Source organism: Pelomonas sp. Root1237, from assembly GCF_001425055.1.
GTDB lineage: Bacteria > Pseudomonadota > Gammaproteobacteria > Burkholderiales > Burkholderiaceae_C > Pelomonas.
The window spans coordinates 153,292-176,696 of sequence record NZ_LMDK01000016.1 but is presented as its reverse complement, the minus strand read 5'-3'; the positions used below and the strand labels follow the sequence as shown (position 1 = coordinate 176,696).

The following is a 23,405-nucleotide window of genomic DNA, read 5'->3' as shown; positions in this document are numbered from 1 at the left end:
GCCGGCCGAAGCGTGGACAGGCCACGGCGCACTATGCTGTCAAGCAACGCCATGGAACTGCTGATCGATCTCTTTGCCCGCTACGGCCTGCTTGCCGTGGCCGTCGCCGTGCTGCTGCACCAGCTCGGCGCGCCGCTGCCGTCCACGCCCCTGCTGCTGCTGCTGGGCGCGGAGTCAGCGGCACGCGAGGGCTTCGCGTTGCGTGCCTTCGCCGCCATCACGCTGGCGGCGATGGTGGCCAATGTGCTTTGGTTCTGGGCGGGCCGGCGCCTGGGGCGGCGTGTGCTGGCGGCGCTGTGCCGCATTTCCATCTCGCCGGACAGCTGCGTGCGCCAGAACGAAATCAGCTTCGCCCGTCGCGGCGTGCTGACCCTGCTCATTGCCAAGTTCGTGCCGGGGCTGTCCATGCTGGCGCCGCCGCTGGCCGGCGCCCTGGGCATGACGGCGGGGCGCTTCCTGACCTGGAACCTGCTCGGCTCGGCCCTCTGGGCGGCCGCGGGCCTGGCGGCCGGCCGCGTCTTCCATGCGCAGATCGATGCCGTGCTGCGGGAGCTGAGCCAACTGGGCGGTGCCGCCCTGGCCCTCGGCGCAGCGATCGTCGCCGCCTATCTCGGCTGGCGGCTGTGGCGGCGCGCCGCCGTCCGGCGCGAGTTGAGCCGTCTTGAGCGCCTCGGCCCCGACGAGGTGTTGGCGTTGATGCAGCAGGGCAGCAATGTCGTTTTCGTCGACGTGCGTGGCGTGCCGCTGGGCGGCCGCATTCCCGGCGCGCGCCATCTCGACCTCGGCGCCCTGGGCGATGCGGCCCTGGCAGGCTGGCCGTTGGAGGCGGAGTTCATCACTTACTGCGCCTGTCCCAACGATGTGTCCGCCGCGCGCGCCGCGCAGTGGCTGAAGGCCAGGGGGCACCAGGCCCGTGTGCTGCGAGGCGGCATCGACGCCTGGGCGCAGGCCGGCCATGCCCTCGAAACGGCATGAATTCATGTTCGGCCGGCATTGAGTGGTGGGTGTTGGATCTAGTATTTACCCTACAATCGGGTTTACCCTAGATCGACGAGCGGGCCACGAGCCCAAACCACCATGAGCCTGATCCAAAACTTGCTGCAATCTCTGCGCACCGCGCTGACCGTTGACACCGTCTCCGACGTCGAAGAGCGCTATCTGTCCAGCGCCATTGACCACGCCGACCTCGAGCGCCGCATTGCAACCCAATCGCGTGCCTCCATGTCGATGGCACCGATGAACATCGGTCGCTGAGCCAAGCCGGCTTCGCAAAAACGGCCCCGTCAGGGGCCGTTGTCGTTTCCGGGCTGCGCTTACTGGATCAGGCCGTTCTTCAGCGCGTAGTAGGTCAGGTCGCTGTTGGTCTCGAGCTTGATCTTCTCCAGCACCCGGGTGCGGTAGGTGCTGACGGTCTTGACGCTGAGGAACATGGCCTTGGCCATGTCGCCCACCGTCTCTCCCTTGGCCAGGCGCAGGAAAACCTGCAGCTCGCGCTCGGACAGCGACTCGTGCAGCGGCCGGTCGGAGCCGCCGCCAGCGACGCCGTCGGCCAGCAGCTCGGCCACGGCCGGGCTGATGTAGCGCCGGCCGCGCGCGACGGTGCGGATGGCGTTGGCGATCTCCTCCGGATCGCACTCCTTGTTCAGATAGCCGCTGGCGCCCTGGCGCAGCAGCGCCGTGGCGTAGTGCGTCTCGGGGAAGCCGCTGAGGATGAGGATGGGCAACTCGGGGAAGCGGGTCTTGATGGCCGACAAGGCATCCACGCCGCTCTGCCCGGGCATGGAGATGTCCATCAACAAGACATCGACCTCGCCGGTGCGCGCCAGCTCGAGCGCGTCGCGGCCGTTGCCGGCCTCGCCTGTCACGCGCAGGTCGACGTTTTCGCCGAGGAACTGACGCAGGCCGGACCGCACGATGGCGTGGTCGTCAACGATGCCAATGCGAATCATGTTGCGCTCCGAATCAGTTGTGATAACGAGTAAAGCGTAGCGAGGGCAAACGGCGTGCGCGATCAGCGCTGTCCTACAAGGGGTATAGGCCGGCCGCTTGTCCTACGGGGCCACGCGGATATAGCCGGTAGCCGGCGCCAGCGGTTTTTTGCAAAGTCGGCTCAGGTCTTCCAGACCATGGAGCGAGTGATGAAAACCCTGGCCGAAACCTTGGCCCGCCTTCTTCCGCCGCTGTGGCTGGTCATCGCCCTCAGCGCCGCGCTGGGCGCCGCCTTGCTGACGGCCTTTGTCGACCTCCTTCAACAGAACGTTCGCCGTGGCGAGGAGATGCGCCACTGGCAACGAGTCGGCGTTGTCCGACACCCGATAGGCGCCGTGGCTGCCGCCGCGCCGCAGGCGCAGCCGCCACAGTTGCCCACATCGTTTTCCCAACACCTTCAGCGATGAAGAAAGGACGCATGATGAACCGCATCCCCACCCCCCGCACGCCGCTGATTGCCGCCCTGGCCCTGGTCGCCGCTCTGGCCGCCTGCAGCAAGCAGAACGACGAACGCACTGCCGGGCAAAAGCTCGACGGCGCAATCGCCGACGCCAAGCAGGCCGGTAACGAGGCCAAGACCGATGCCCGCCAAGCCGTGGACAAGGCGGAGACCAAGCTGAAGGACGCGACTGCGGCCGCTGCTGACGCCGCTACCGACGCGACCATCGTCACCAAGATCAACGCCGCGCTGATGGCCGATGACAGGCTCAAGGCCACCAAGATCGACGTGCGAGCCGAGGACGGCCGCGTCACGCTGGTCGGTACGGCCCCCGACGCCGGCTCGCAGGCACGCGCGACGACGCTCGCCTCAGCAGTGAACGGCGTCCGCTCAGTGGACAACCAGCTCGTGGTGGCACGCAATGGTTGACAAGCAAAGGCCTCTGCAACTGGATGAGGCCGGCCTGGAGGCGGCGCGCGGTCATCTCGATGATGGCGCGGTCACGCCGGCCTACGGGCCGTGGCGTGAAGACATCGTCAGCCTCCTCAACGGTGCTTTGGCCACCGAGCTTATCTGCGTGCTGCGCTACCGCCGGCACCACTTCATGGCCACGGGGCTGGAGTCGCCCAGCATTGCTGCGGAATTTCTCGTCCATGCCGATGCGGAGCTGGGCCATGCCGACCGGCTGGCCGAGCGCATCGTGCAGCTGGGCGGCGAACCCGACTTCAACCCTGTGGGCCTGCCAGAGCGTAGCCACGCGGACTATGACCCGGTCAACGACCTCAAGGCCATGATCAGATCCAACCTCATCGCGGAGCGCGTGGCCGTCGAAAGCTACCGCCAGATGATCCATCTGGTCGGTGACAAGGATTCCACGACCCGGCGCCTGCTGGAGGACATCCTGGCTGACGAGGAAGAGCACGCCGACGAGTTGAAGGACTGGATGGCGCGTGCCTGAACTGGAGTTATCCATGCCCGTGTTGCGCGCGTTTCTCGTCGAGAACAGCCCGGTGATCCGCGAGAACCTGGCGGGCACGCTCGAGGAAATGGCCAACGTCGAAGTCATCGGCAGCGCCGGCGATGAGGAGTCGGCCGTGCATTGGATGAGCCGAGAGGCCGCCCAGAAGGCCGATGTGGTCATCGTCGATATCTTCCTGAATTCCGGCAACGGTCTGGGCGTGCTGCGTGCGGCTCAGCGTTTGGGCATGGCGGCGCGCCGCATCGTGCTGACCAATTACGCGACCGAGGACATGCGCCGCCGGTGCGCCACACTGGGCGCAGAGCGCGTGTTCGATAAATGCCGCCAGCTCGATGAACTGATCAACTATTGCGCCGATCTGGCTGCCGGGCGATCTCCGCAGCTGGCGTAGTCAACCCAACCGACGGTCGATGACAGGTGGGCGCTGAGGCGCCCGCTTTGCTGTTCACCAGGTCGCTGAATAGCTGAGCATGACGCGGCGGGCCTGCGGGCGCAACGTCAGCCGGCTTTGAGAACTCAGCTGGTACGAGAACGCACCGCGCAAGCCAGTCAAGCCTTCTCCCTTTGGGCGTTCGAAAGCCATGCGCGATGCCCAGCCGCTGTCACGCTGCCAGACCGGTGTTTCCACACCGCCGCTCAACCTGGTGTTGAAGTTGTAGCTGACGCCAGCCCACAGGGCCTCGCGCACGGCGGCTTGCGGCCCGAGCTGCGCGGGTGAGCGAAGTTGCTGTTCGAGCCCCAGCTGATAGCGCCAGCGCGAGCGTTCGCGCTGGCGACTAAGCCATTGCGGGTCGCGCCAATTCAGCTCGGGGTCCGATGCATATTGCGGCGTCGCTTGGCTGGCCAGACCGATACCAGCGCCCATACCGGTACTGGCTGGCACACCCTGGGCATGAACACCTTGGGCGAGAGACAGGCCGAGCAGCGGGAAGAGCAGGCGGAGATTCATGGCGCAGCACTTCAAGGTTTGATGAGTCGGATGATGGGTGGTGAGCTTCGTCGGCGGTGTCGGCCTGCGGCAGTAGCAGCTATCGGACAACGGGAAGCCCGCATGCACGCGCCGATGCAGTGGCGCGCGGTCCTACAGCCTGCGACTGCACTCGCTGACGGGTGGGGCCATGGCCGCCAGTCAGACTTGCAGCGTGAGGCCCACCGGGCCCGTCAGGAGATCGCCATGAAACCCGTCACAAGCCCCCACGCCGACGACTGGCGCGCCCGTCTGCCGGCTTATGGTGAGTCCACCGATCCTGCCGTCGCACCGCCCGTACGCCGCTTGCGCGACGACGAGAGGCCTCGCAGGCGCTCTAGCGCTGGCGCCTGGCTCCTCGCACTGGGCCTGGGCGCCGCTATCACGGCGATCACCGTTGCCACCCTGCAAGACTCCCGCACCCCGGGCACCCAGCTTGACGACGCGATTGCGAGCGTGCGCAACTTCGGCCATCGCATCGGTCAAACGGTGACGGATTCTCAGAACGCGGCCGTCGAGGCCTCGCGCAGTGCCGTGGACGGCGTTGGCACGGCCATCGATGACACGGGCATCAGTCTCAAGGTCAAGACGGCGCTTGCTGCCGACCCGGCCCTCAGCGCGCCGCGGATTGAGGTGACGACGACAGGCGGCATCGTGCGTCTGGAAGGCCCGGCCCCCGATGCGGCCGCCAAGGAGCGCGCCACGGTGCTGGCCGGAGCCCCACAGGGCGTGCGTGGCGTGGATAACCGCCTGACTCTGCCGCAGGCGGGGCGAGTGGTCGCGGTGGCGGACGGCATGCCCGCCGCGGCCAGTGCGGCGCATTGAACGTTTCTCCAGGTGCGAGAACGCCGGCTCGAGAGCCGGCGTTTTTTCGTCATGCCACCGCTGCGGTATCGCAGCGGTGGCGCCTCATCACTGGAAGTAGCGGGCCTTGGCGCTGGCCTGGCAGCTGTCCTTGGCGTCGCCCGATAGCGAATCGCAGCGTTCGTTGGCGACCTTGTAGTCGGCCTTCAGCTTGGTCTCCAGCGCATCTGACTGCGCGGACGCGACCGCCTTGTTGGCCTTCAGGTCAGCCTTGGCCTTGTCATGCTCGGCCTTGGCTTCGGCGACGCAGACGTCCTTGGCATTGCCGGACTTGTCATCGCACATTTCCTTGGCCAGCTTGTAGCGTGCCTCGTAGCGAGACTCCAGGTAATCGTTGTGATCCTTGACCGTGCCGGTGTACTGGTATTCGAGGTTGGCCAGGGCGACCTTTTCATGAGCCTTGGCGCGCTCGACGCACACGTCCTTGGCATTGCCCGCAAGGGAACCGCATTTGTCGCGCTCGGCCTTGAACATGGCCTTGACCTCATCCTTGGCTTGCGAATAGACGGGCTTGGTCAGATTGGCCGAAGCCGCGCCGGCGAGGCCGACCAGTGCGAGGGCACACAAAAGACGGGAGGTGCGGATTTGCTTCGTCATGGGGATCTCCTTTGGCTTGATGGGTGGCAGCGTCATGCCTTCAACAAGGCAGGTGCCACGCCGCTGAGCTTAGGAATCCACCCGTGCCGGCCGTGTCGGCGTCACGGCCCTGCAAAGGTCGGACGAGGCCGCGTGGGCGAAGCCCGGGTGAGGCCTTGAGTAATGCTCATGTTTCTGGATGGCGCTCATCCGCCTCGCCTGCTCGTTCGTGATGGGCCTGCTGGTGTGCAGGATGACGCTGCGCCGCCGCATTCCCTTCGCCTTCGCCGCGCTGTCATTCGATGCGTCGGTCACACTGCCCGCCGCCGCCGCCGAAAGCCGAAGCTGAGACCGTCCGATGCCAGAGCGGGGACGGCGGCCTCTGAATCTCACCCAATTGGAGATTGACCGATGAAATGCTTTATCTGGCTCACATGCCTCGCCGCCATGGCTTGCGGGGTGGTCACCGACGCCCTGGCCGCGCCGCCCAAGAAGCTCCTCATCGTCACGACGACGATGGGCTTTCGCCACAGCTCCATCGAGACGGCGGAACGCGTGCTGGCGTCGCTCGGACAGTCGTCCGGCTCGTTTGACGTGGAGCTGGCGGCCGTCACGCCCGTCGAAGGCACCGCTGCGGCGGTCTACGCCGAGCAGGTCAGAACCATGCTGGAGCGCAAGCTGAATCCTGCGGCGCTGAAGCGCTACGACGGCATCGTCTTCGCCAGCACCACGGGCGAGCTGCCACTGCCCGACAAGGAGGCCTTCATCCAGTGGATCAGGGACGGCGGCGCCTTCATCGGCATTCACAGCGCCACCGACACCCTGCACGCCTACCGCCCCTACATCGACATGCTGGGCGGCGAGTTCGACTATCACCGCGAGCAGGTGAGCATCGAAGCCCTCAACCGCGACGCCTCGCACCCGGCGAACCGCCATCTGCCCGCCACCTGGACCCTTGATGGCAAGCTTGAGGAGATCTACGTCTTCAAGAACCATGACCCCGCTGGCGTGCACGATCTGCTCGTGCTGGATCGGCATCCGAACACCCACGCGCCCGGGCACTTTCCGATTTCCTGGTGCCGGAACTTCGGCAAGGGCCGGGTGTTCTACACAGCGCTGGGCCACAACGAGCATGTGTGGCTCATGCCAGCCTTCCAAAGTCACGTGCTGGGCGGCATCGCGTGGGCATTGGGGCTCAAGTAGTCGTATAAATCGGTGGTCTGGCGATGCAGACCAGTTCTCTCATACCAACAGGAGGCGGCCATGAAAGCTGCGACAGACTGGAAGATTGGGACCCGTCTGACAGCGGGATTTGCAATGGTCATCGCGTTGCTGGCCGCGCTGGCCATCATCGGCGTGACGAAGATCAACGCGGTGAATGGCAGCACCGAAATCATCCTGCACGACCGTTTCGTCAAGGTGTCGCTGGCTCACCTCATCGAGAACGAGGTGAACGCGCAGCTGCGAGCCATCAGGACGGCATTGATCGCCTCCGACAAAGGGGTTGTCGACAAGGAGCTGGCCAAGATCGAGGCCTCCGTGCCCGTGGTGAACGACGCCATCCAGAAGCTGACGGCTACCGTGCACAGCGAGCGGGGCCGAGCGGCCTTGCAGGCGCTGGTCGACGGCCGGGCGAAATTCAAGGAACACCAGGCGCCTCTGATTGAAATGATCAAGGCCGGAAAGGTCGAGGACGGGCGCACAGAACTCATCACCGGCATCCTGCCGGTGCAAGGCGTCTATCTGCATGCGGTCGAGGAGTTCGCCAAGTCCCAGACCGAGAGCATGGAGCAGTTTGGCGCCGAGGCCAAGGAAACCGCCGCTGCAGCGAAGTTCCTCATGATCCTGCTGTCGGCTGTCGCCGTGGGCCTTGCAACCCTGATCGCCGTCTTGCTGAGCCGTTCAATCACGAGGCCGATCGCCGAGGCGCTGCACGTCGCCGAGACCGTTGCGTCCGGTGACTTGACCTCGGAGATCAAGTCGCATGGCCGGGACGAAACGGGCCAACTGCTGCTGGCGCTGCATTCGATGAATCAGAGCCTGGTGCGCATCGTGGATCAGGTGCGCCTGAGCAGCGAATCGATCGCGACGGGTTCGCAGGAAATCGCCACCGGCAGCGCGGACCTGTCCCAGCGCACTGAAGAGCAGGCCTCCAATCTGGAGGAGACCGCTTCGTCGATGGAGGAGCTCACGGCCACCGTTCAGCGCAGCGCTGCGTCCGCGCGTGAGGCCGCTGCATTGGCTGGTGCCGCCAGCAAGGTGGCGACGCGAGGCGGCGCGGTCGTCTCGGAGGTGGTCACGACCATGGGGAACATCAGTGCCAGCTCGCGCAAGATTGCCGACATCACCGGCGTGATCGACGGCATCGCCTTTCAGACCAATATCCTGGCCCTGAACGCCGCCGTCGAGGCTGCGCGAGCGGGCGAGCATGGCCGCGGATTCGCGGTTGTTGCGGGCGAGGTGCGCACGTTGGCACAGCGCGCCGCGACCGCGGCCAAGGAAATCAAGGTATTGATCGGCGAGAGCGTGGAGCGGGTGGATGCCGGCGTGCGGCTCGTCGAAGGTGCAGGCGTGACGATGGAAGAGATCGTGCGCAACGTGCAGCAGGTCGCGACGCTGATTGCAGAGATCGGCACCGCCGCGGACCAGCAGAGCGTTGGCATCGGAGAGGTCAGCAACGCCGTGAACCAGCTGGATCAGGTGACCCAGCAGAACGCGGCGCTGGTGGAGGAATCGGCGGCTGCCGCGGATAGCCTGAGTCAGCAGGCGCGGCGCCTGACCGAGGTGGTTGGCGTGTTCAAGCTTGGAACTGGGCAGTGAGCGCGTAACGACTGAGGATTGGCAAGCGGGCCCCGTCCGCGACCGCTCAGGTGCGCGACCGGTACCTGCAGCGCCATGTTCGCAGCCCTACTTCTTCCGGTTGCCGCCGCTGAGGTCACTTGCCGGTTGCCCGGCCTTGCCTTGCTGCTCCTGCGTGGCTTTGATGAAGGGTTGCGCCATCTCCAGGGCGTAGCTGAGTTCCACCTTTTGCATCACGCTTTCCTTGTCGACCGTCCACTCCTTGAAGGGCGCGTCGGGCACGGAGTCGCGGCGCATCTCGGCGAGGATGTCGCCACGGGTTACGCCTGCGTTGAGGCGACCCTGCCACTGCCTGGCCCATTGAGCCGTGGGCTCGTCGCGCATGTTCTGTACTAGCGAAACGAGAGTCTGGTGTGCCTCGTCTGCATTGCCGGCATAGGCGTAGGCCAGCGCTGCGGAACGCGCGAGCGCGTCGACTTCGCGCGCGGTCTGCCAGGCCGAGATGACACCCTGCAGCGCAGCACTGTCTGGGGCATCCGTGGCGGCCACTTCGGTCTTGAAGACGGCCAAGGCAGCTTCCGGTGATTGCGGATTCAAGCCGCGGGCGCGCTGCAGATGGCCCTGGGCGGCCTGGAGATAGGCGCGCCTGGCATCACCCTCGTTGCGCTCGGCCAGGCGCAGATTAGCCATGCCCAACAGATACCGGGCCTCGAAGTTGGCGTCATCCCCTTGCAGGACGGCATTCAGCGCCGGCAAGGCTTCCTGCGGGTTCCCCCAGTCGATCTGCGCCCGGCTCAAGGTGAGGCGGGCCAGGTCGTCGTTCGGGAACTGCACCGCCAGGCCGGCGACCTTCTTCAGCAGCGCCTCCCCGGCTGGTCGGCTCGGGCACGCCTTCAAGGCGGCATCCGCCAGCACGAATTCGCCCGCCGCGCGGGGCAGCGCATGGAACCTCAGCCGTGCAGCCGGAAGGGATGGTTGTGCCACCCGCAGGGCCTCCATGCCCCGAAGGCCATACCGCCACATCACCGCGCTGATCTCGGATGCCTTGACGTTGTAGGCCCGTTCAAAGGCCGTCGTCGGGGAAGCGCCGCGGTCCACGAGCCCGAGATACCGGTTCAGGCGCTTGCGCCTGTCTTCCGACGACAGCATGTAGTGCGTCAACAGCCAGGACTTCGCCTCGAACTCCAGGCGCACGCCAGCGTCGCCGGCGTAGTTGTGGGCGTTGGCGAGCCTGTGTTGCAGGACGTCGTCGTATTCGAGGCTGTACCTTCGGCCGTCATCGATGAACTTCAGGTAGCGGGCGATGGCTTTCGGTGTTCGACCCACCACCATCTGCTTTTCCGAGAACCGCACTGCGGAGAAGTACTGCGCGAAGCCATCGATGAACGACGTCGGGGTGCGGATGTCCGTATGGCGATAGAGAAAGTGCCGCGCATACGCCTCGAAGACATAGGACAGCGTGTCGTTCAGCGGGGACTTGTCGAGCTGCTCGTCGCGGAGGCTGGGGACGCGTTCCAGATGCACCCCGAACCCCTGGACGCCGGAGGTGCAGCTGCTGTACAGGCCCACGGCATCGGCCGGCACGCTGGCGTCGATCTCACCCAGGGCCGAGGCGCGGCTGTGGTAGTACAGCGTCAGCTTGGGTTCCGGCTGCTCGGCCTGGCGCAGGGGCTGGGTGTAGATGCGCAGCAGATGGTCGAGCTTCTCCAGGTTGTCCAGCAGCTGGGTGACGTCTTCCTGGCTGGCGTCGGAGTACACGACGAAGCGCTGGCTTTCGGCCCGGAACCACGCGGAGAGATCGCCCCTCTTGCCGGCCACCACCACGCGCGGTTCCAGATTCGTCGGGCCGGATTGCTGGGCGCCAGCGGAGCAGGCCGACAGCAGACAGAGGGCGGCAGCGAGCGTGTTCGCCCAGGGTCCGTTGCGCATGGGAAATTCCTTTTCGATGTGTGAGAGGCGAGTGAGACGCCGCGGGTCCGATTTTCGTCGTCAGCGCGCGGCGGAATCACTGTCGCTGTTGTCTTTACTCGACTTCGCGTCTGTACGAAGGTCTGGTTAGCGACGGCAGAGAAGGGGGGCGCCAGGCGGTGGCCCTCAAGGCGTGCACAGGAACGGTTTCGCCGCTGTTGCCGCGACCGTGGGGGTCGTCTCCATTTGTGCAACCAGCTTTGGCAGGGCTTGCGCCAGTGCGGCGCGATCCTGCGCGGTGTCGCGGCGCAGCGTGACGCTGTCGTTGTCACCGAGGACAAAGTTGCCGATGTACATGGCACGACCTGCAGGCAATAGGAATGCCTGGTCCTTCGCAGCGAACCTGCCGCCGTTGAAGGCGCTGTAGATGTAGGGGCCCGGGGGCACGTCAAAGGCGAAGAAACGAGTCGGGCCTGGGACGCCGGGCGCGTTGACCTCGATCCGGTTGTACGAAAAGCAATTGCCCGTGATCTTCTGCTGGGTCACGTCGTACTGATCCAGGACCACCCCGAACCGTTCGAAGCGCCACGGGCGATCAACCGTGACGCCGACCACGGCGATGGCGCGCTCACCGTGCGGATCCAGCGCCGCGCCGTCGTAGGGCTTGGCTGCGTTGATCACGCATCCCGTCAACCAGCCGGTCGCGGCGAGGGCGAGCCAGCGCGCCGCGTGGCGTTGTCGACGCGTCATGGGGCCTTCGGCTCGATGTGCAGGATGACGCGCTGGTAGCGGGTGAGGGCGGGCGTGCCCTTGTCCGTGACCTGCACGATGACGTGCGCCGTGGCCGGCGCGTCCACCTCGGGTGTGCGCAGGCCGATGCGGGCCTGGACTTCGGTGCCCAGCGGCAGCGGGGCTTTCAGCGTGCCGGCCTCGGGGTAGGCCAGCCACAGGAAGCTCAGGCTGTCGCCGTCGGGGTCGCTGCTGGGGCTGGCGTCGAGGGTGACCCAGTCGCCGCCGCGTACATGCAGCTCGGTGGCATGGGCCAGGCGCACGACCGGCGCGTGGTTGGCCTCGGCAGGCGCACGCGTCGTCCACAGCAGGCGGGCGGCGAAGTCGTTCTGGATGGCCTCGCGCCAGCGCCACAGCGTCACGAGCGCATCGTTGAACTCACGCTCCCCGGCCTTGACGGGGCGGCCGTAAGCTGCAGGAACAACGGGCCGGAAGCGATCCACGGCATTGGTCCAGATCGGGCGCGTCTCGGTCTCGACGGGCACGCCGCCGGTGAAGCCGTCCGGGTCGGTGTCCTCGCGGCGCGGGGTGTAGAGCTCGTAGCGCCCGCCCCAGCCGCCCCAGTTCGGGTGCTCGGGCGCGTTCAGGCCGTTGGGGATGAGGCCGAGGAAGGAGGGCGTGTCGCCTTCCATGCCGTAGGCGATGTCGGGGTAGGCGGCGCCCAGCGGGCCGTGGCCCTGCTGGATGTTGCGGACGATCCAGGCGTTGCTGACGTGCTGGTTGTCGATGCCCTCGATCTCGCGGTGGATCGCGGCCCAGGTGGGGCGCGCATAGCTGCCGGGGCTGACGATGTAGAAGAGGCCCGGGAACTCGCGGCGCAGCCAGGCGCCGCTGTCGTCCTGGTCGGAGATGGTGTAGACGCGCAGGCGGCTGACGGCCGCGTCGACGGCTGCTTTCGGGCGCGTGCGCTTCAGGCTGTGCAGGGCCTGCGCCAACGTGTTGGCCCCGCCCCAGACGCTGACCCACAGCGGGCGCGGATCGGGGCGTTCGAGCTCGCGCAGCAGCAGCTCGGAGCCGGGGCTGTCGCGCCCGTCACCGATGGCCTGCAGGCCGTAGCCGGGCTGCCCCGTCACGACGCGGGCCAGCAGCAGCGCGGCATCGGGGTAGGCGCGGTCGTGCTGGCGCAGCCTTGGCAGCACCTGGGCGTAGTGCTGGATCACCCGTTTGATCGACTCGGGATGCACGCCCTGCTTCATGTGCACCGAGGTCGTGGCCACGAGGCCGCGCAGCTCGATGTCGTTGGCGTAGAGCAGCAGCCGCACCAGGGACTGGGTGTCGTCCGGCTCGTTCTCGATGTCGGTGAGGACGACGAGGCGCGGTTTGATGAGTGGTGGTTCGGCCACGGCGACGCCCGGCAGGGCGAGCAGGCCGATCAGCAGGGTGATGCCGAGTCTGAGCACCGGTCGAGGCCTCAGCGGAACAGGCGCTGCGCGAAATGGAAGAGGTTCTCGGCCCAGCTGTCGCGGTCGTGGCCGGATTCGTCGACGTTCCAGAGGTGCGGGACGTCCCCGGCCTTCAGCGCACGGTGCACGCCCTGGGAGACGTTGATCAGCCCGTCCTTGTTGCCGCAGGACAGGTAGAGCAGCGCGAGCTGGCGCCGGGCGGCAGCGGGGTCGGGCAGCAATTCGGCGGCGGGCTTGGTGTTGGGCGCGGAGGAGAAGCCGCCGACCCAGGCAAAGGTGTCGAGGTGGGCCAGGCCGAAGTTCAGCGCCTGGCCGCCGCCCATGGACAGCCCGGCCAGCGCGCGCTGCTTGCGGTCGCCCGAGGCCGAGTACTTCGCTTCGACGGCCGGGATCAGGAACTCCAGCAGGTCGCGCTCGAACTTGGCGAACCCGGCGGCGTTCTCCGGCGTGAATACGCGGTCTGCGGGCGGCGAGCGGTCATCCGGCAACGCGCGGCCATTGGGCATCACGACGATCATCGGCAGCGCCTTGCCGTCGGCGATGAGGTTGTCCAGCACCTGGGGCGCCCGTACATAGCCGCGCCATTCGTGCTCGTTGCCGCCGATGCCGTGCAGCAGGTAGAGCACGGGGTAGCGTCGCTCGGCCGAATAGCCCGGCGGCAGATAGACGCTGGCCTTGCGCTGCGTGCCGGTCACGCCCGAGGCGTAGCTCAGTTCCTCGATGCGGCCGGCCACCACGCCGGGCCTGGCGTCGGCGAAGCCGGCGGGTGGCGCGGGGAAGGCACGCACGTCGTCGGCCGCGAGCGTGATCGTGCGGTCGAAATTGGCGCGCGCCCGGTCTGGCGTGACGGTCTCGACGCCTTGCGCCCAGGCGGCGGTGGCGAGTGCCAACAGGGCGATGGCGGCCAGTGTCTTGGTGTGTTGCATTTGGAGTGGTTGGGTCAGGGGTGATCAGCTCTTGCGCCCCATGCGCCAGCCGTCGACCACCGCCTTGGTTAGCAGATTGGCCTCGCGTTGCTGCGTGGCGGTGAGGGGCGCTGGCGGGTTCATCTGCGATACCGCATCAATTATTTTTTCCATCACCTTTGCCATGCCCGGCATACGCTCTTCCTGGATCTGCAGATAGGCATTTTTGTAGCCGCTACGGTGTGTCGGCGTGATGCCCAGGTCGCGCGCCATATCGCCGGATGCCATGACAAGCGACATCAGCGTGTCAGGGTCGCCGGTCGCAGCGGCTACGAACACATCGTGCTGCAGCTTGCCAATGAGCGCCGGATCCGCCTTGCCCTTGGCGTCGGGCGACTCCAGCGATTGCAGATAGGCCATCGCCGCTCCTGCAGCACCGCCCTCATAGGCTTTTTGCAGGAGCTCACCGCTGCGCGCCAGCGTGGCGGCGTCAAAGACCTGGCAGCGACGCTGCTCGCGCTGGGCGTTGGTGATCGTCTCGTTGCTCACGCCCTCCTCGCCGCCCATGTCCTTGAGCGCCTTCTTGACATTGGCTGGCATCAGGTCCGGTTGATCGCGGAGGGCGAAGAGGGCTTCCGGGACCTTGGACATCATTGAGCAATGCTGAAGCGTCTGGGCCGCTTTCAGCGCATCCTCCGCAGTCCCGCCGTTCAGGCCCAGCTGCACCTTGCGCAGCGACTCGGTCGGCGATTCGCCTTCGGGCGGTGCTGCGACATTGGCGCGACCGGGCAGCACGGGCCTGCTCGCGGCAGGCGTCGGTACTGCCTGGACCGCGACGGCTGCGGCGCTGGCTGCTTCGGCTGGTGTTGCGAGCGCTGCGGGCATTACGGGCGCCGAAGCCTGCACGGCAACCGGTGCTTCGCCGGCCGGCTTGTGACCGTACAGCCAGGCAGCGGCGCCGCCGGCAAGCAGCAGCACCGCGGCGCCCACCGCATTGCGCGTTCGGTGGCTGGCCTGATCCTTCTGTGTCTTCTTCATCTTGTGTTCTCCCTGGGACCGTCGAATGTCGCCGTGCCTACTGCGGGGCCGAGGCGGCTGCGGCTGCGGCTGCGGCCGGCGGGCGTCCGAGCAGCCGGCGGGGGATGTACTGGTAGTCCTTGCCGTCCGGCTTCTTCCAACCCAGGATCAGCGCGAGACCATAGCCAGGCCCCTGGAAGTAGCGCACACGGAAATTGCGCAAACCCTTGGCCAGCTTCACGGTTTCCATCAGCGGATAMGCCGCATGGATGCCGTCGTTGTTGATCACCTCCACGTCATCGATGGTGAGGATGGCCCCRTCRTCAGACAGCAGCATGAGGTCCATGGTGAGGTCCTGCGGCATGTTGACGGTGAAGCGGATGTCCAGCCCGAACCATTCGTTCATGTCCAGGCCAGGGAANCCGATCAGCTGGTCCACCTTCATCAGACAGCAGCATGAGGTCCATGGTGAGGTCCTGCGGCATGTTGACGGTGAAGCGGATGTCCAGCCCGAACCATTCGTTCATGTCCAGGCCAGGGAAGCCCTCGCGGTGGTCGCGCGGCGTGATGTCGAGCTGGGCCAGGCAAACGGTCTTGATGGGTTTGCGCCGGCGCATTTCGTTCACCGACTTGGYGTCCGGTCGGAGGCGGTAGACCTCGGCCACCATCGGCCGGTCCGGTGAGTCCGCGCATTCCTCAAACAGCTTGGCCGGCGCCGCGCTGCTGGCCGCCGGGGCAGGCGCTGGCGGCGGGGCCACGCTGACAGCCGGCGGTGCCGGCGCCACCGCCACCACCGGCGCGACGGCTTGCGGCACGGGCGCGACCTTGGGCACCTCGATCACCGGGAGTTCGGGCATGGGCGGCATGCTCGGGGGCGGCAGRTCGGGCATCTTKGGGGCGGGTGGCGGGGGCTCGGGAGGCTTTGGCGGGGTCTTGAGCTCAACGATGCTCACATCCGTGATGCGGGGCTTCTCTGGGGGCGGCACGCGGGTGCGCCACATCAGCACCGCCGCCAGCAGGATGAGATGGACGATCACCGCAATGGTCAGCGCATAGCCGTTGACCCCCCGCCGCCATTGCTGCTGCTGTCCGGTTTCGGTGGGCTTGCCGGCCTCGGGTGGTATCGGGTTCATGGTCTTCTACTTCAGCAACTTAAAACGGGTTCATGGGCATAGATGGGAGCCTGCCACCGCCAGCGCCAGGCGGCACGGCGGCGGGGCGGGGCGCCGTTCATGCACCGCCCCTCGCCAACACCTGGCCAAGGAAGGCCTCATGCGAGGGGAGCCGGGCGACCGACTCGGCGATGGCGTGGCGGCGCTGCTGCAGGGCCTGTCGCGCCTCGTCGGGCGGCATTTCCTGCAGAACCGGGTCGGTGCGTTCGGGCCAGTGCTGCATGCCGGCATGGATGGCCAGCCAGCTGTGCTCGTCAAAGCCCTCGTCGCCCTGCAGGTGCAGCAGGCCCAGGCGGCGCCAGGCGTCGATCTTGAAGGCCAGCGTTTCGGGCAGCTCCATCGTCGCCATGTCGCGCCACAGCGCGCTGTCGCGGCGCGCCGTGAGGCAGTAGTGAAGGATGATGAAGTCGCGGATGCGGTTGAACTCGCGCACGGCCCGTGCGTTGTAGCCGGCCACCACGCCCTCGCTGATCGGCTGGCCGGACGTCAACAGGGTCATCAGGTGGCCCAGGCCACTCTGGATCAGGAAGATGCTGGTCGATTCCAGCGGCTCCAGGAAGCCCGAAGACAGGCCGAGCGCCACGACGTTGTGGACCCAGAAGCGCTCGCGGTGGCCGGTGGTGAAGCGCAGCAGCCGCGGTTCGGCCAGGGGCTTGCCGTCCAGCTGCTGCAGCAGCTGATCGCGGGCGCGGTCGGCGTCGATATGGCGGCTGCTGAAGACATGGCCATGCCCGGTGCGGCTTTGCAGCGGGATGCGCCAGGCCCAGCCGCCTTCGAGCGCGGTCGCGCGGGTGTAGGGCGTCAGCGCCGTGCCGGTGCGCTCGCAGGGGCAGGCCCAGGCGCTGTCCACCGGCAGCCAGCGGCTGAAGTCGACGAAGGGTTCTTCCAGCGTTTTGCCCAGCAGCAGCGAGCCGAAGCCGGAGCAGTCGATGAAGAGGTCGCCTTCGATCTCGCGGCCATCGGCCAGCCTGAGGCTGTGAACGCCGCCGTCGGCGCGCCGCGTGACGCCGACGATGCGTCCGTCGGTGCGGCGCGCGCCACGGCCGAAGGCCAGGCGGCGCAGGAAGCCGGCATAGAGGGTGGCATCGAAGTGATAGGCGTACTTGTAGGGTGCGCGGCCCTCGTCGTCGGGTTGCATGAAGCGGCCCCGCATGGCCATGACGGTGGGCAGGCATTGCTCGCCAAGCCCGCCGAGCGCCGGGTCGGCCAGGCGCCGGTACTGGCCCCACAGCGCGTGCGGCCCCTGCATCTCGCCGAAGTCGCCGAAGGTGTGGAAGTAGCGTTCGCCCTGCACCCGCCAGTCGCGGAACTCGATCCCCAGCTTGTAGGTGCCGTGCGTGGCGCGCAGGAATTCGGCCTCGTCGATGCCGACCAGCCGGTTGTAGTTGCGGATGGACGGGAAGGTCGCCTCGCCGACGCCGATGATGCCGATCTCCTCGGACTCCACCACCTCCACCGTGCAGCGCCCCTTCAGGCCGGTAGCGATGGCGGCGGCGGTCATCCAGCCTGCGGTGCCCCCGCCCACGATGACGATGCGATTGAAGGTCTGGGTCATGAGGGGCTCTTTGGGTTCAGCTTGCCGGTTCCAGATGGGCGGTGGGGTCGCAGATGGCGCGGCTCAGAAGGCGTCGAGGGTCAGGCTGCCCAGGTCCAGGCCGTCGCCGCGGGCGCGCAGCGTGGCGCGGCCCGGGCCGCCGGTGGATTGCAGGATCACCTGCGCTTGGCCGTTGAACACGCTGCGCTGCCATGGCCCGGCGGCGGTGGACGTGCGCAGCGTCGCCCAGCGACGGCCGCCCTGGGCGTCGTCGAAGAGCTTGCGCGTGCCACCGGCTGGCGTGGCGAAGACCAGGCTGAGCGTGTTGCTATCGTTCAACTGCGCCGGGTCGAGGTCGATCACGCCCATGCCTTCCTCGGGCCGCGGCGTCACCGGGCGGCCATTCAGGTACACCTGCACACCGGGTGCGATGTCGCCCACGAACAGCGATGCGCGTCTTGCCGTCGCAGGCGGGCGCGCAAAGCTGGCATGCACCACGTTCCAGGCGCTGTCGGCCGGTTGCGCGTCGGCGGGCACCCAGGCGAAGGGGTCACGCCCCTTGGCCTCGCCGGCACCGGCCAGCAATGCCGCGGCGTCTTCCGAACGTGCCACGCCTTGCAGGCGCCAGTGGCCGAGCGCGGCGTAGCGATGGAACTCGGCCGGCTTGTCGGCCTCGTGAGAACCCGGGTCGCCGTTGCCCATGCCGATCAACCGCGCGGGGCCTGAAACCTCGAAGCTGAGGCGCTGGTTGGCGGTGGGAACGACGCGGCCTTCACGGTCGACGACGCTGACACGCACCACCGCCACGTCGTCGCCATCGGCGCGGATGCGTGCGCGGTCCGCCGTCAGCCGCACGGCGCTGCCGTCGCCGGTGGTGGTCACGGTCTCGGTCACGACCAGCTTGCCGGCCTGGTAGCCGCGCGCCGTCAGGCTGCCCGGCGCGTAGGGCACGCTCCACTGCAGATGGGCGTAGCGCGCCAGCGGCTTGCGGCCGAGCGAGCTGCCGTTCAGCAGCAGTTCCACTTCGTCGGTGTTGGCGTAGACGCGCACGTCGATGGGCTGGCCTTCTCGGCCGGGCCAGTTCCAGTGGGGCAGCACATGCACCATCGGCTCGGACGTCCAGGCAGCCTTCAGGTAGTAGCCGCTGTCCTTCAACGCACCGGTCGTGTCCATCATGCCGAACTGCGAGGAGACGGCGGGCCAGCCGTAGGGCGTGGTCTCGCCGCGGTAGTCGAAACCGGTCCAGACGAACATGCCGGCCATAAAGGGGCGCTCGGCGTTGAAGCGCCAGGCCTCCTCGATGGACGCCGTCGACGCGCCGCCGGAACGCTTGTCGTAGGCGGCGACGTGCACCCGCGCCGGGTCGTCGGCGTAGATGCCGCGCGTGGCGTAGGTCAGGCCTTCCTCGGTGACGACGGACGCACGCTCGGGGAAGCGCTTATGCATCGCGTCGATGTCGTGCTGCGCCTTGTAGTTGAAGCCCAGCACCTCGGAGCCCGCCGCCGTGCCTTCGGGCCCACCCGAGCTGGAGGCAGCCAGCGTGGTGGGGCGTGTCGGGTCCATGCGCTTGACGATGGTCTGCATCTCGCGCGCCAGGCGGGTGCCGATCTCGCTGTTTTCGATCGCCCATTCCTCGTTGCCCACGGACCACAGGATGACGGACGGGTGGTTGCGGTCGCGCCGCACCATGCGCTCCATCTCGTCGCGGATCTGCGGGGCCGTGCCCATCATGCGGTGCTCGTCGATGACGAGGATGCCGAGGCGGTCGCAGGCGTCCAGCAGTTCGGGCGTGGCCGGGTGGTGCGCCGAGCGGATGGCGTTTACACCCATGTCCTTGAGCATCTTCAGCCGCGCGTCATGCATGGCATCCGGCAGCGCGATGCCGATGCCGGCATGGTCCTGGTGGTTGTTGGTGCCGTGCAGCTTGACGTGCTGGCCGTTCAGGAAGAAGCCCTGGTTCGCGTCGAAGCGGAGGGTGCGGATGCCGAACGGCGTGTCGTATTTGTCGACCACCTGGCCGCCGCGCTTGACCTGCGTCGTCAGCGTGTAGCGCTGCGGCGTTTCAAGCGACCACAGCTTCGGTGCGGTCACGCGCAGCATGGCGCTGGCCTCGGCGGTGGCGTCCGCCGCCACGCGCCGGGCGGGCACGCTGCCCCGCGCGACGACCCGGCCCTCGGGGTCGCGCAGCTCGTGTTCCAGGCTGAACGACTCGGCGGCCTTGCCGTCGTTGCGCACCGTCACGTCGACGGCCACGTCGGCGCGGTTGCCGTTCACCGTGGCACGCACGAACGTGCCCCAGTGGTCGACGTGCAGTGGCTCGGTCTGGGTCAGCCAGACGTGGCGGTAGATGCCCGCACCTTCGTACCACCAGCCTTCCTGCGTGGTAGCGTCCACGCGCACGGCGACGATGTTGCGGCCACCGTAGTGCAGGTAGTCGCTGATGTCGACGCGAAAGCTCGAGTAGCCGCTGGCCTCGTGGCGCAGGTAGTGGCCGTTGACCCAGACCACGCTGTCGCGGAAGACGCCGTCGAACTCCAGCGCGATGCGCTTGCCCTTCGCGGACGCAGGAACAGCGAGCTCGCGCCGGTACCAGCCGACGCTGTTCTCCGGAAAGGCCCTGCCGATGGCCTTGGAGCCGTGCGTCGTGCTGCCGCGTGCGTCGAAGGGCAGTTCCACCGCCCAGTCGTGCGGCAGGTCGACGCGGCGCCACGGCCGGTCGTCGAATTCGGCCGACGCGGGGCCATCGCCAAAGCCGGCCTTGGCGAAGAAGAAGGCCCGCGTGCTGTGATCGAAGTCCTGTGCGGGATCTTGCGCGTGGCCGAGCGCGAAGCGCCAGCCGTCGTCGATGCGGGTGCGCTGGCGCGGGTTGTCATTGGCTGCTGCAGGCCCCGCGCACAGCGTCAGCGCAAGCAGCCAGGTGAAGAAGGAGGAGAACTTGTTCATGGCTTCTTGGCGGTGTCGGCGGCGTTGGCAGCGTTGACGATGAGTTCGATGACGGCGTCCTTGCGCGCGCCAGTCTTGCGGTCGAACAGGCCGCCGGTGTCCCAGTAGACGGGCACCATGCCGTGGCGCACGGCCGAGCCGGTGATGTACTCGTTCCAGTACATGCGGTAGCGGTCCATGCCTGGGTAGGCGCGCTTCATGGCGACGGCGTATTCACCCAGCACCACCGGCACGCCCTTGTCGATGAAGGCGGCCTTCAGCGCCTGGAAGGCGGCATCGACCTGGGGCTCGTTGGCCCAGGTCACGGTGGCGGCAGGGTCGGTGGCGATCTTGCCCCACTGCCAGATCTTGCTCTTGTCGTCGATGGTGAAGGGGAAGGGGTCGTAGTAGTGCACTTCCATCATCAGCCGTGCGGGCACGGTGTCGGCGGGCAGCTTGGCGTTGCATCCCAGTGCATCGATGTGACTCGTGTTGTAGGACTGCACGATGAGGTGGCGCTTGGCGTTATTGCCGCCGGTGGCGCGCACGGTGTTGACGAAGGTCTGGTTGAAGCTGTTCTGCACCGTGCAGTTTTCGGGCGTGGGCCGGCCGTATTCCTTCTCGATGTGCACTTCGTTCGTGCCGGCGAACAGCAGGTGGTCGTCGTAGCCCTCAAAGTTCTTGGCGATCTGGGTCCAGAACTTCGTCAACCTGGCATTGACCTCGGCCTGCTTGGCGTAAGTGGGGTGGTCCGCCCAGCCGCCGTCCCAATGGGTGTTGAGCAGCACGTACAGCCCGGCCTTGCGGGCGTAGTCCACCACCTGCGTGACGCGGGCCATCCAGGCGGGGCTGATGTTGCCGTTGGCATCGGCGTACTGGTTCCAGGCCACCGGGATGCGCACGGTGTTGAAGCCGGCCGCCTTGAAGGCGGTCATCACCACCTGGTTGGCGGGTGGGTTGCCCCAGGCGGTTTCGCTTGGTACGGCCTCGAGCGTGTTGCCCAGGTTCAGGCCGGGCGACATCTCCCGGGAGAGCTGCAGGCTGGTCAGTTCGCGCATGCCGGCGCCGTCGGCGGCGCAAGCCGCAAACGTGCAGGCCAGCCCGAGGGGCAGCAGAAGCGTCGAAAGAAGGGTCTTCATGGATTTCTCAGTGAACAACAACGACGGCATACCCGTCTTCAGCGCAAGGATTCCAGGATCACCGCGGCACCGCCGCGATGACCAGGTTCAGCTTCAAGCCAGGCCAGCGCCGCGGATCTTCAGCGCCACGGCCGGCGTGCCGGCGAGGCCCTCGGGCAGCTTCACCTCCAAGCCCTTGCGGCTGCGCGTGAAGGCCAGGCTGTCCGTCGAGCCCAGCACCTCGACGCGCTCGATGGCATCGGGCGCCAGCGCCGAGTCCTGCGCCAGCGCCTGGATGCGCAGCAGGCCGCCTTTGGGCCAGCCCAGTGCGATGGCGTAGAGGGCGCCGCCCTTGGTCGTGAAGCGGATGTCCTCGGCGCCGAAGTGCGCCTTGCCTTCGCTGAACATGCCGCCGCCCACGCGGGTCGGGCCTTCGCCGAAGCTGCGCCAGGGCCGTGTGCCGTGGATGGCCTCGCCATTGCGGCCCATCCACTCGGCCATCTGCTCGAGGAAGCGGCGCTCGTCGGCATCGATGCTGCCGTCACCGCGCACGGGGATGGACAGCAGCAGGTTGCCGTTCTTGGAGACGATGTCGCACAGGCTGTGGATCACGCTGGCGGCCGACTTGTAGCTGTGGTTGTTGAACACGCCACGGTTGTAGTGCCAGTCGCCGATGCAGGTGTCGGTCTGCCAGGGCAGCGGCTCGATGCCTTCGCGCTGGCCGCGCTCGACGTCCTCGACGACACCGGCACGGCGCTCGGGCGGCAGCACCTTGGCATTGACAACGGCCTCCAGCTTGCCGCCGTGCCAGGCCATGCTGGCGTTGTAGTAGTGCGCCGTGATGTCCAGCCCGGCCTGGCCCAGGGGCAGGCCGGAGTTGTCGAAATAGACGAGGTCGGGTCGGTAGCTGTCGATGAGGTCGCGGCAGCGCAGGAACCACTGGCGGGTGAACGCCGGGTTGTGCGGCGGCGCCTTCTCGTCCCAGACGCGGTCGTTCTGCTCATGCCACTCGTTGGCCGTGCGGATGGTGTTGATGCCGTCGGGCATGACCATGTTGCGGCCGGTGTAGAGGTCTTGCGGATCCAGGCCTTCCCACCAGGTGCCCTTGCCGTCAGCCTTGGTCAAGCGGTAGGCGTCGTAGCGCTGGCCGGCCAGCGGGCCTTCGGGGTCGTAGCCGTAGGCCGTCTGCAGCCAGTGCCAGGCATGCGCCGAATGGTTGCTGACGCCAAAGCGCAGGCCCTTGGCACGCGCCACCTTGGCCCATTCGCCGACGAGGTCGCGCTTGGGGCCGACGCGCACTGAGTTCCAGCCGTGGTACTTGGAATCGTAGGCGTCGAAGTTGTCGTGATGGTTGGCCAGCGCGACGAAATACTTGGCGCCGGCCTTGGCGTAGAGGTCCATCAGGGCCTCGGGCTCCCAGGCCTCGGCCTTCCAGCGGTTCTGCATCTCCATGAATCCGACCTTGGTCGGGTGGCCATAGGTGCGCACGTGGTGGTCGTACTGCCAGTTGCCCTGGGTGTACATCTGGCGGGCGTACCAGTCGCCCATCTCGGGCACGCACTGAGCGCTCCAGTGCGCCCAGATGCCGAACTTTGCGTCGCGGAACCAGTCCGGTGTGCGGTAGCCCTCGACGAGGGAGTCCCAGGTGGGCTTGAACGGGGCGGGCGCAGCCTGCGCCGCGGGCAGGCCGGTGGCGCCAGCGGCAGCGGTGGCGGCCTGAAGGAAGGAGCGGCGGGTCGGGAGATGTGCGGACATGGCGGTGTCAGATGTGGAGATGGGCATGGCGCGCCGAAGCACGCCATGCCCGTTTTGCGATGCCGGCCCTGTGGTTGCCGGTGGGGACGTTTACCTTGTAGCGTCGACGAGGGCCTTGATCAGGTCAGGCAGGCGCGGCGCACCGGTGTCAGCCATGCCGCTGCCGCAGCCCTGGGCGTGAGCCAGCGCTGGCAGCGCTGACCACAGGCACAGGCCCTTCAATAACTTGGACTTCATGGATCAACCTTTTCTCTGGCGGAAATGCTCGG

General features: G+C 67.2%; 24 protein-coding genes and 1 pseudogene. 10 read left to right on the top strand and 15 right to left on the bottom strand.

Annotated features, from left to right (window positions below; all coding sequences use genetic code 11):
- The first annotated feature begins 51 nt into the window (after positions 1-51).
- Positions 52-975 carry a VTT domain-containing protein gene (locus ASC91_RS13585; protein ID WP_200955285.1) on the top strand — a complete coding sequence of 308 codons (924 nt, stop codon included), beginning with the start codon at positions 52-54 and terminating at the stop codon, positions 973-975.
- Between the two features lie 102 nt (positions 976-1,077).
- Positions 1,078-1,254 (top strand): hypothetical protein, encoded by a 177-nt coding sequence (locus tag ASC91_RS29430; protein WP_157281608.1) that lies wholly within the window; start codon positions 1,078-1,080, stop codon positions 1,252-1,254.
- A 59-nt stretch (positions 1,255-1,313) separates the two neighbouring features.
- Here ASC91_RS29430 and ASC91_RS13580 read toward each other — a convergent pair whose 3' ends face one another.
- Positions 1,314-1,949 carry a response regulator transcription factor gene (locus tag ASC91_RS13580; protein WP_056197556.1) on the bottom strand — a complete coding sequence of 212 codons (636 nt, stop codon included), beginning with the start codon at positions 1,947-1,949 and terminating at the stop codon, positions 1,314-1,316.
- A gap of 189 nt (positions 1,950-2,138) precedes the next feature.
- On the opposite strand from ASC91_RS13580, the gene ASC91_RS13575 reads away from it, so the two are divergent.
- Genes ASC91_RS13575 through ASC91_RS13560 form a run of 4 tightly spaced genes read left to right on the top strand, consistent with a single transcriptional unit; the run spans position 2,139 to position 3,798 of the window.
- On the top strand, positions 2,139-2,396 hold the full coding sequence (locus ASC91_RS13575; protein WP_157281605.1) for a hypothetical protein: 258 nt from the start codon (positions 2,139-2,141) through the stop codon (positions 2,394-2,396).
- Positions 2,393-2,857, top strand: a complete 465-nt coding sequence (locus ASC91_RS13570; protein ID WP_056197552.1) for a BON domain-containing protein — start codon at positions 2,393-2,395, stop codon at positions 2,855-2,857. The genes ASC91_RS13575 and ASC91_RS13570 overlap by 4 nt, the downstream gene beginning before the upstream one ends.
- Positions 2,850-3,386 (top strand): bacterioferritin, encoded by a 537-nt coding sequence (locus ASC91_RS13565; protein ID WP_056197551.1) that lies wholly within the window; start codon positions 2,850-2,852, stop codon positions 3,384-3,386. Before ASC91_RS13570 ends, ASC91_RS13565 begins: the two co-directional genes overlap by 8 nt.
- Positions 3,387-3,399: 13 nt before the next feature.
- Positions 3,400-3,798: a response regulator transcription factor gene (locus ASC91_RS13560; RefSeq protein WP_056197549.1), complete on the top strand. Its 399-nt coding sequence runs from the start codon at positions 3,400-3,402 to the stop codon at positions 3,796-3,798.
- Positions 3,799-3,852: 54 nt separating this feature from the next.
- Here the strand turns inward: ASC91_RS13560 and ASC91_RS13555 are convergent, their stop codons facing one another.
- A complete protein-coding gene (locus ASC91_RS13555; protein ID WP_056197547.1) occupies positions 3,853-4,356 on the bottom strand; it encodes a hypothetical protein in 504 nt (167 codons plus the stop codon).
- A gap of 225 nt (positions 4,357-4,581) precedes the next feature.
- On the opposite strand from ASC91_RS13555, the gene ASC91_RS13550 reads away from it, so the two are divergent.
- Positions 4,582-5,199, top strand: a complete 618-nt coding sequence (locus ASC91_RS13550) for a BON domain-containing protein (RefSeq protein ID WP_056197545.1) — start codon at positions 4,582-4,584, stop codon at positions 5,197-5,199.
- An 87-nt stretch (positions 5,200-5,286) separates the two neighbouring features.
- Here ASC91_RS13550 and ASC91_RS13545 read toward each other — a convergent pair whose 3' ends face one another.
- Positions 5,287-5,835, bottom strand: a complete 549-nt coding sequence (locus ASC91_RS13545; RefSeq protein ID WP_056199530.1) for a hypothetical protein — start codon at positions 5,833-5,835, stop codon at positions 5,287-5,289.
- A 178-nt stretch (positions 5,836-6,013) separates the two neighbouring features.
- On the opposite strand from ASC91_RS13545, the gene ASC91_RS29425 reads away from it, so the two are divergent.
- The 3 genes from ASC91_RS29425 (at position 6,014) to ASC91_RS30780 (ending at position 8,634) form a co-directional block, all read left to right on the top strand.
- Complete coding sequence (locus ASC91_RS29425; RefSeq protein ID WP_157281602.1) at positions 6,014-6,163, top strand: hypothetical protein; 150 nt, start codon at positions 6,014-6,016, stop codon at positions 6,161-6,163.
- Positions 6,164-6,225: 62 nt separating this feature from the next.
- A complete protein-coding gene (locus tag ASC91_RS13540; RefSeq protein ID WP_056197542.1) occupies positions 6,226-7,017 on the top strand; it encodes a ThuA domain-containing protein in 792 nt (263 codons plus the stop codon).
- Positions 7,018-7,077: 60 nt separating this feature from the next.
- Positions 7,078-8,634 carry a methyl-accepting chemotaxis protein gene (locus ASC91_RS30780; protein WP_056197540.1) on the top strand — a complete coding sequence of 519 codons (1,557 nt, stop codon included), beginning with the start codon at positions 7,078-7,080 and terminating at the stop codon, positions 8,632-8,634.
- An 87-nt stretch (positions 8,635-8,721) separates the two neighbouring features.
- Here ASC91_RS30780 and ASC91_RS13530 read toward each other — a convergent pair whose 3' ends face one another.
- The 12 genes and pseudogenes from ASC91_RS13530 to ASC91_RS29415 all read right to left on the bottom strand — a co-directional run bounded on the left by ASC91_RS13530 (position 8,722) and on the right by ASC91_RS29415 (position 23,373).
- Complete coding sequence (locus ASC91_RS13530) at positions 8,722-10,437, bottom strand: hypothetical protein (protein WP_157281599.1); 1,716 nt, start codon at positions 10,435-10,437, stop codon at positions 8,722-8,724.
- A gap of 270 nt (positions 10,438-10,707) precedes the next feature.
- A complete protein-coding gene (locus ASC91_RS13525; RefSeq protein WP_056197537.1) occupies positions 10,708-11,271 on the bottom strand; it encodes a hypothetical protein in 564 nt (187 codons plus the stop codon).
- Positions 11,268-12,710, bottom strand: coding sequence for a DUF1593 domain-containing protein (locus ASC91_RS13520; protein WP_056197535.1), 1,443 nt, complete (start codon positions 12,708-12,710; stop codon positions 11,268-11,270). The genes ASC91_RS13525 and ASC91_RS13520 overlap by 4 nt, the downstream gene beginning before the upstream one ends.
- A gap of 11 nt (positions 12,711-12,721) precedes the next feature.
- Positions 12,722-13,639: an esterase family protein gene (locus ASC91_RS13515; RefSeq protein WP_056197533.1), complete on the bottom strand. Its 918-nt coding sequence runs from the start codon at positions 13,637-13,639 to the stop codon at positions 12,722-12,724.
- Between the two features lie 24 nt (positions 13,640-13,663).
- The gene (locus tag ASC91_RS13510; RefSeq protein WP_056197526.1) at positions 13,664-14,656 is read right to left on the bottom strand and encodes a hypothetical protein; all 993 of its coding nucleotides are present in this window, start codon (positions 14,654-14,656) and stop codon (positions 13,664-13,666) included.
- Between the two features lie 37 nt (positions 14,657-14,693).
- Positions 14,694-15,041 carry a PA14 domain-containing protein gene (locus ASC91_RS30935; protein ID WP_157281593.1) on the bottom strand — a complete coding sequence of 116 codons (348 nt, stop codon included), beginning with the start codon at positions 15,039-15,041 and terminating at the stop codon, positions 14,694-14,696.
- 16 nt (positions 15,042-15,057) lie between these two features.
- Positions 15,058-15,768 (bottom strand): annotated as a pseudogene (locus tag ASC91_RS29420) (hypothetical protein); the annotation flags it as partial.
- A 97-nt stretch (positions 15,769-15,865) separates the two neighbouring features.
- The gene (locus ASC91_RS13490) at positions 15,866-17,362 is read right to left on the bottom strand and encodes a tryptophan halogenase family protein (protein ID WP_056197518.1); all 1,497 of its coding nucleotides are present in this window, start codon (positions 17,360-17,362) and stop codon (positions 15,866-15,868) included.
- Positions 17,363-17,425: 63 nt separating this feature from the next.
- Positions 17,426-20,284, bottom strand: a complete 2,859-nt coding sequence (gene galA / locus ASC91_RS13485) for a beta-galactosidase GalA (RefSeq protein WP_056197516.1) — start codon at positions 20,282-20,284, stop codon at positions 17,426-17,428.
- Positions 20,281-21,402, bottom strand: coding sequence for a glycoside hydrolase family 5 protein (locus ASC91_RS13480; protein ID WP_056197514.1), 1,122 nt, complete (start codon positions 21,400-21,402; stop codon positions 20,281-20,283). Before ASC91_RS13480 ends, galA begins: the two co-directional genes overlap by 4 nt.
- Before the next feature lie 93 nt (positions 21,403-21,495).
- Positions 21,496-23,136, bottom strand: a complete 1,641-nt coding sequence (locus tag ASC91_RS13475; protein WP_056197512.1) for an alpha-L-fucosidase — start codon at positions 23,134-23,136, stop codon at positions 21,496-21,498.
- Between the two features lie 90 nt (positions 23,137-23,226).
- Positions 23,227-23,373, bottom strand: a complete 147-nt coding sequence (locus tag ASC91_RS29415) for a hypothetical protein (protein WP_157281587.1) — start codon at positions 23,371-23,373, stop codon at positions 23,227-23,229.
- Between the last annotated feature and the right edge of the window lie 32 nt (positions 23,374-23,405).